The sequence below is a fragment of the Modestobacter sp. DSM 44400 genome, assembly GCF_900107175.1.
Lineage (GTDB): Bacteria > Actinomycetota > Actinomycetes > Mycobacteriales > Geodermatophilaceae > Modestobacter.
In genome coordinates, this window is the sequence record NZ_FNOZ01000030.1 from 43,617 (window position 1) to 50,586 (window position 6,970).

General features: G+C 72.5%; 8 protein-coding genes. 4 read left to right on the forward strand and 4 right to left on the reverse strand.

What is annotated here, in order from left to right; translation table 11 throughout:
* Window positions 1-2: 2 nt before the first annotated feature.
* Genes BLW04_RS17055 through mnhG form a run of 4 tightly spaced genes read left to right on the forward strand, consistent with a single transcriptional unit; the run spans window position 3 to window position 2,948 of the window.
* Window positions 3-1,724 (forward strand): Na+/H+ antiporter subunit D, encoded by a 1,722-nt coding sequence (locus BLW04_RS17055; RefSeq protein WP_091543887.1) that lies wholly within the window; start codon window positions 3-5, stop codon window positions 1,722-1,724.
* Window positions 1,721-2,290: a Na+/H+ antiporter subunit E gene (locus tag BLW04_RS17060; RefSeq protein ID WP_091543846.1), complete on the forward strand. Its 570-nt coding sequence runs from the start codon at window positions 1,721-1,723 to the stop codon at window positions 2,288-2,290. Before BLW04_RS17055 ends, BLW04_RS17060 begins: the two co-directional genes overlap by 4 nt.
* Window positions 2,287-2,574, forward strand: a complete 288-nt coding sequence (locus tag BLW04_RS17065) for a monovalent cation/H+ antiporter complex subunit F (protein ID WP_091543849.1) — start codon at window positions 2,287-2,289, stop codon at window positions 2,572-2,574. The genes BLW04_RS17060 and BLW04_RS17065 overlap by 4 nt, the downstream gene beginning before the upstream one ends.
* On the forward strand, window positions 2,571-2,948 hold the full coding sequence (gene mnhG / locus BLW04_RS17070) for a monovalent cation/H(+) antiporter subunit G (RefSeq protein WP_091543856.1): 378 nt from the start codon (window positions 2,571-2,573) through the stop codon (window positions 2,946-2,948). Before BLW04_RS17065 ends, mnhG begins: the two co-directional genes overlap by 4 nt.
* A gap of 71 nt (window positions 2,949-3,019) precedes the next feature.
* On the opposite strand, the gene BLW04_RS26840 is transcribed toward mnhG, so the two are convergent.
* The 4 genes from BLW04_RS26840 to BLW04_RS17085 form a co-directional block, all read right to left on the reverse strand.
* Complete coding sequence (locus BLW04_RS26840) at window positions 3,020-3,184, reverse strand: hypothetical protein (RefSeq protein ID WP_175484104.1); 165 nt, start codon at window positions 3,182-3,184, stop codon at window positions 3,020-3,022.
* A gap of 993 nt (window positions 3,185-4,177) precedes the next feature.
* The gene (gene leuA / locus BLW04_RS17075; protein WP_091543861.1) at window positions 4,178-5,911 is read right to left on the reverse strand and encodes a 2-isopropylmalate synthase; all 1,734 of its coding nucleotides are present in this window, start codon (window positions 5,909-5,911) and stop codon (window positions 4,178-4,180) included.
* A 173-nt stretch (window positions 5,912-6,084) separates the two neighbouring features.
* Window positions 6,085-6,588: a hypothetical protein gene (locus BLW04_RS17080; protein ID WP_091543864.1), complete on the reverse strand. Its 504-nt coding sequence runs from the start codon at window positions 6,586-6,588 to the stop codon at window positions 6,085-6,087.
* Window positions 6,589-6,680: 92 nt separating this feature from the next.
* Window positions 6,681-6,970 (reverse strand): transposase (locus BLW04_RS17085; protein ID WP_139306878.1); only part of this gene is annotated, 290 nt, incomplete at its 5' end.

Here is a 6,970-nt window from a genome sequence, read left to right on the forward strand (position 1 = left end):
CGGTGACCAGCGCCCTTGCGCCGCTGCCGGTGCTGCTGCCGCTGCTCGGTGCGGCCGCCGCTCTGCTGGTCGGCCGGCATCCGCGCACCCAGCGGGCGGTGAGCCTGGTCGTGCTCACCGCGGTGGTGGCGGTCTCCGTGGTGCTGCTGCTGTGGGCCGACGCGCAGGGCGCCACCGCGGTGGCCGTCGGTGGCTGGACGCCGCCACTGGGCATCGTGCTCGTGGTCGACCGGCTCTCGGCGTTGATGCTGGTCGTCGCCTCCACCGTGGCGCTGGGCGTGCTGGCCTTCGCCGTCGGGCAGGGCTCGGCGGACGGCGACGAGGAGACGCCGCTGTCGATCTTCCACCCGACGTTCCTCGTGCTGGTCGCCGGCGTGAGCAACGCGTTCCTGGCCGGTGACCTGTTCAACCTCTACGTCGGCTTCGAGATCCTGCTGATGGCCAGCTACGTGCTGATCACCCTGGGCGGGACGGCGCCGCGGATCCGGGCCGGTATCACCTACATCGTCGTCAGCCTGACCAGTTCGCTCATCTTCCTGGCCGCGATCGGGCTCGTCTACGCCTCGACCGGCACCGTGAACATGGCCCAGCTCGCCGTCCGGCTCGGGGAGCTGCCGAGCGGGACCCAACTGCTGCTGCAGTCGATGCTGCTCATCGCCTTCTGCATCAAGGCCGCGGTGTTCCCGCTGTCGGCCTGGCTGCCCGACAGCTACCCGACCGCGCCCGCGCCGGTCACCGCGGTGTTCGCCGGGCTGCTCACCAAGGTCGGGATCTACGCGATCATCCGCACCCAGACCCTGCTGTTCCCCAGCGGCGCCCTGGACGACGTGCTCATGTGGGCAGCGCTGGCCACCATGCTCGTCGGGATCCTCGGCGCGGTCGCGCAGACCGACATCCGCCGCATCCTGTCCTTCACCCTGGTCAGCCACATCGGCTACATGGTGTTCGGCATCGCGCTGGCCTCCCGGGCCGGACTGGCCGGGGCGGTCTTCTACGTGGCCCACCACATCGCCATCCAGACCACACTGTTCCTGGTGGCGGGCCTGGTCGAGCGGCAGGGCGGGTCGACGGCGGTCGACCGGCTGGGTGGGCTGGCCCGCCGGTCCCCGCTGCTGGCGGTGCTGTTCTTCGTGCCGGCGATGAACCTGGCCGGCATCCCGCCGCTGTCGGGGTTCATCGGCAAGCTCGGGCTGCTGCAGGCCGGTGTCGCCGATGGCGGGGCGGTGGCCTACGTGCTGGTCGCCGGGGGAGTGGTGACCAGCCTGCTGACGCTGGTGGCCATGTCCCGGGTGTGGGCCCGGGCCTTCTGGCGCCCGCCGACGCAGGAGCCGGCCGACGACACCGCGCGGGCCGCGGCCGCCGACGCCGGTGAGCGGAACAGCCGGGAGGACGCCGAGCCGGCGCTGGTGGGTGCCGGGGCGGACGAGCCCGCCGGCGCACCGGAGCCCCCGGCCAGGCGGCGGGCCGCGCGGGCTGCGGCCTGGCGCCGGCACACGGCGGTGGCCACCGCCGCGGAGTCCGGCGCTCCCCGGGCTGCGAAGACCCGGGCGCTGCGGCCGCTGCCCGCGGTGATGCTGACGGTGACCGCCGTCTTCGTGGCGCTCACCCTGGCGCTCACCGTCCTGGCCGGCCCGCTGTACGGACTCACCGACCGGGCCGCGGGTGACCTGCTCGACCGCACGCCGTACCTGGAAGCAGTCTTCGGCGACGAGGTGGTCCGGTGAGCCGGGGGCGGCTCGCCACCCGGCTGCGGCACCAGTTGCCGCTGCTGGCCTGGCTGGTGCTGGTCTGGATCCTGCTGTGGGGTACCTGGTCATGGGCCAACCTGATCTCCGGGCTGACGGTGGCGCTGGCCGTGACCGCGCTGCTGCCGCTGCCCCCGGTGACCGGCGGCGCCCGGCTGCGCCCGTTGCCGCTGGTGCGCTTCGTCGGCCACTTCCTGGCCGACCTGGTGGTGTCCAGCGCCCAGGTCGCCTGGGAGACCGTCCGGCCCGACCGCAACCGGCGCGGGGCGATCGTGGCGGTGCAGCTGCGCACCGACTCCGACCTACTCCTCACCGTCATCTCCGAGACGCTGACCCTGGTGCCCGGCTCGCTGGTCATCGAACTGGACCGGGAGCAGCAGACCATCGCGCTGCACCTGCTCTCGGTGCGCGACCGGGCCGACGTCGACCGCCAGAAGGCCGCCGTGCTGGCGATCGAGGACCGGGTGGTGCGGGCCTTCGGCTCCGCTGCGGACGTCGCCGCCCTGGACCGCCAGCCCGACCAACCGGAGAGGACGTCGTCATGAGCGTCGTGGCTGCGCTGGCCTACGCGCTGCTCGGTGGGGGTGCGCTGCTCGCCCTCGTCCGGGTGGCCCGCGGCCCCTCCCTGCTGGACCGGGTGGTCGCCACCGACACGCTGCTGGTGGTGATCGCCTGCGGGCTGGCCGTCTACGCCGCGCTGGAGCGGGACCCGACCCTCGTCCCGGTGCTGGTCGTGGTCTCGCTGCTGGCCTTCGTCGGATCGGTGTCCATCGCCCGCTACGTGGGCGGGATGCTGCTGCGCTCCGAGGGCGACGGGCCGGCCGCGTGACCGACCTCGACTCGGCGGCCGACGTGGTGGCCGCGGTCTGCCTGCTGCTGGGCGCGTTGCTGTGCCTGACCGCGGGCCTGGGCCTGGTGCGCTTCCCCGACGTGCTCTCCCGGATGCACGCCGGCACGAAGCCGCAGGTTTTGGGCGTGCTGCTGGTGATGCTGGGGGCCGCCATCCGGCTGCACGGCTGGTCGGCGTCCTGGATGCTGCTGCTGGTCGCGGCCTTCCAGCTGGTCACCGCCCCGGTGAGCGCGCACATGGTGAGCCGGATCGCGCACCGTCGCCGGCACGTCCGCCGCGACCTGCTGCTGGTCGACGAGCTGGGCGGTGAACCCGCCGAGTTGGGCGGCGACGAGCCCGCCGACGCGCACTGAGCCCGTGCCGCACGGTGTGGGGGTCTCCGCGCCGTCGACCGCGTGGAGACCCCCAACACCGCGCGGACACCTCAGCCCGGACGGACCCGGCCGCGCGACCGCGGAACGGCCCTGAACGTGCCGAGGGCGGGCACCGACGCGGCCAGCTCTCGGCGGGTACGGGCCGCCAGGGCGGGCCAGTCGCTGAACACGTCGTCGGTGACCACCCGGACGACGCGGATGCCGACCGCCCGCAACGCGTCCTCGGCCCGTTTCTCCGCCCCACAGGACCTCGGCAGGAGTGCGACCGCGGTAGGGGTCGGTGTACTTCACCTTGCCGTCGCGCTCGAACGCGAGAGCGGAGTGCTCCAGCCATCCGTCCACGACCTTGGCCAGGCGACCCCCGATCCAGATCTCCACCTGGAGCACGGGCGCGGGCAGTCCAGCTGCCAGGTGCCGGACCCGCCAGGCCGACTCCAGCCATGACTCCGCCCGGCCATCGGCCCGGTCGACCGCCCGGACGGCCGCCGGCATCCCTCTGCGGAAAGGCGCCCGCGCGATCACCTCCCGCATACCGGCGCGGGTCACCCTCCCCTTGAGCAGGGCGTCGTCGACGGCGGCGACGGCGTCGAGAGCGGACCACTCGCGGGCACAGTCCACGAGGGTGCGAGCGACGTTGGTGAGCCGGACGGGGCCTGGAGCGACGACCTCGGAAGGGTGCAGGGCTGCCTCGGTGATGCGGAAGCCACGCCCCGTGCGCCATCCGGCCGGATCGGTGAGCCGGAGTTCCGGACTCTGGCGGGAAGGCACCTGCAGCCCCAGCATCTGCGCCGCGGTGGTGTGGCTGAAGGCGGCGGTCGGCCGGTCGAGGTGCTGGTGGAGCGCCAGCGCCTCCAACCAGAAACGGCCACCGCGGTCGGCCTGCTCATCGAGGTCGGCCGTGCGACGTAGATGCCGCGACGCAGAGCGGTCCACCGGCCGGAGCTCAGCAGCGCCCGCAGCTCATCGGGGGTCCGGTCCCGTTCCAGCGCCTGAGCGCGGGTCACGAGTGACGATGCGAGGTCATCGAGCTGTCGGGTGGCTGGCACTCGCCGACCTTCCCTTGTCACGCCGTCGCCCGGCGCCGCAGTCGTCGACCTGTGGGCGGCGTGCGTCAGTGGGGACGACGGCGGGCGAGGTCGCCGCGCGGTGTGGGGGGTCTCCGCGCCGTCGACTGCGTGGAGACCCCCAACACCGCGTGGGGCACGACCTCAGCGCTGGGCGCGGTTGACCGCCGAGACGACGGCCCGCAGCGAGGCGGTGACGATGTTCGCGTCGATGCCGACGCCCCACAGCACCCGCTCACCGACGGCGCACTCCACGTAGGCCGCGGCCCGGGCGTCGCCCCCGGAGGACAGCGCGTGCTCGGCGTAGTCGAGGACCCGGACGTCGACGTCCACGCTGCGCAGGGCGTCGACGAACGCCGCGATCGGGCCGTTCCCGCGGCCCTGCACGGTGGTCGGCACGCCGGCGTCGACCAGCTCGACGGTCAGCTCGTCCAGGCCGGTGCCCGAGGCGGTGTGCTCGTGCCCGGACAGGGAGAGCCGGCCCCAGGGGGCGTCGGCGTCGGGCAGGTACTCGTTGGAGAAGGCATCCCACATCTGGGCTGCGGTCACCTCGCCGCCCTCGTCCTCGGTGTGCCGCTGGACGACGGCGCTGAACTCGATCTGCAGCCGGCGGGGGAGGTCCAGCTGGTTTTCGGTCTTCATGATGTAGGCGACGCCGCCCTTGCCGGACTGGCTGTTCACCCGGATGACGGCCTCGTAGCTGCGGCCGACGTCCTTGGGGTCGATCGGCAGGTAGGGGACGGCCCATGGAATCTCGTCGACGGTCTTCCCGGCGGCGGCGGCGTCGGCCTCGAGGGCGGCGAAGCCCTTGTTGATCGCGTCCTGATGGGACCCGGAGAACGCCGTGTAGACCAGGTCACCGCCGTAGGGGTGCCGCTCGTGCACGCCCAGTTGGTTGCAGTGCTCGACGGTGCGGCGGATCTCGTCGATGTCGGAGAAATCGATCTGCGGGTCGATGCCCTGGCTGAACAGGTTCAGCCCCAGGGTCACCAGGTCCACGTTGCCGGTGCGCTCGCCGTTGCCGAACAGGCAGCCCTCGATCCGGTCAGCACCGGCGCGGTGGCCCAACTCCGCGGCGGCCACGGCGGTGCCCCGGTCGTTGTGCGGGTGCAGGGACAGCACGACGGCGTCCCGGCGGGCCAGGTTGCGGTGCATCCACTCGATCTGGTCGGCGTAGACGGTCGGCTCGGCCATCTCCACGGTCGCCGGCAGGTTCAGGATCGTCGGCCGGTCGACGGTCGGCTCCCACACGTCGGTGACGGCGTTGCAGACCTCGACGGCGTACTCGAGCTCGGTGCCGGTGAAGGACTCGGGGGAGTACTCGAAGCGGATCTCGGTGCCGACCATCTGCTCGGCCAGCTTGCGCACCAGCTGCGCGCCATGGACGGCGATGTCGGTGATACCGGCGCGGTCGGAGTTGAAGACCACCCGCCGCTGCAGGGTCGAGGTGGAGTTGTACAGGTGCACGATCGCCTGCTTCGCACCGCGCAGGGACTCATACGTCCGCTCGATCAGCTCGTCGCGGGCCTGGGTCAGCACCTGCACGGTGACGTCGTCGGGGATCAGGTCGTCTTCGATGAGCTGGCGGATGAAGTCGAAGTCGGTCTGGCTGGCCGCCGGGAACCCGACCTCGATCTCCTTGTAACCCATCCGGACCAGCAGCTCGAACATCCGCCGCTTGCGGTCGGGGGTCATCGGGTCGATCAGCGCCTGGTTGCCGTCGCGCAGGTCGACGGCGCACCACCGCGGCGCGACAGTCGTCGTCCTGGCCGGCCACGTGCGGTCGGGCAGCACCACGGCGGTGAAGGGGGCGTACTTGCCGATCGGCATCGCCGAGGGCTGCTGGGGGTTGCGCGCGTGCGGGTGGGTCTCGCTCATGGGGGGCTCTCCTCGGGCGCGTGCGGCTCGCGCAGGGTGCACAGAGCTGCGGGGTGCGGCCAGCGGGCGCGGGGCACGCGCGGACTCCGCGGCGAGGGAGCCGACCTAGGAGAGGGCCTCGCCGCGGCAGGTAAGAAGGAGGCTGCCGCGCACGGGCCCACGGTAGCAGCGGATCAGCTCACGTCGCACCGGCACGGGCGCCCGGGCGCGTGTCCGAGGTCCTCGTTGCCCGGGTTCTCGCCCAGCGGCTCGGCGTACTCGCAGCCGGGCGGGCAGGTGCAGGGCGGCTCCGTTGCGAGGGTGCGGAATTCGCCGACGAGGAACCGTCGTTCACGCTCGGCCGCCTCCCGGCGCAGCGCCGACCGACGTAGCTCCGCCCGTCGTGCGGCCGGGGTGTCGCCGGGACAGGGCACCACGTGGTCCTCCGGTGTGCCGGCCGATCGGCGCCAGGTGTCGCGGAGGTCCCGGTCCCGGTCGAAGGTGAACGACGGTTCGTCCCGGCTGTATCGCTCCGATCCGTGCCACCAGTCCACGTCGCCGGGACGGGTGTCCAGATGGGCCGGGAACCGCCGCGCGCCACGATCCCGCGCCCCGTCCGCGGTCATCGGCGTCACCTCGGTGCCGTCGGCGTCCAACATGCCGAGGTGCAGGCCGGCGAGCTCGGCGGCGGTGCTCAACCGGGCGACCGTGAGGTCATGGCTGCCGCGCTCGGCGCGCGCGACGGTTGCCTGAGTCGCGGGATGACTCAGAGAGCGTCTTCAAACTGAGTTCACCAGTCGCCCGTCCGAGCGAGGCGACGGGACATCGTCATGATCATCGAGATGTGGATCATGGCTTCGTGGTGGGCTGGGAGCGTCTCGTAGTCCCGGACGCAGCGGCGGTGCTTGCTGATCCAGGCGAAGGTGCGTTCGACGACCCAGCGGCGCGGTAACACGTGGAAGCCGGTGAGGTCATCGGTCCGCTTGACGACCTGCACGGTCATCGACAGCACGGTCTTCGCCCAGGTCACCAGCCGTCCGGCGTAGCCGCCATCGGCCCACACCAGGCTGATCGTGTGAA

Bases quoted from the DNA above. Each gene is read 5' to 3' on its own strand.
- BLW04_RS17065 (WP_091543849.1), top strand. From the start codon at position 2,287: ATGAGCGTCGTGGCTGCGCTGGCCTACGCGCTGCTCGGTGGGGGTGCG.
- leuA (WP_091543861.1), bottom strand. From the start codon at position 5,911: ATGAGCGAGACCCACCCGCACGCGCGCAACCCCCAGCAGCCCTCGGCG.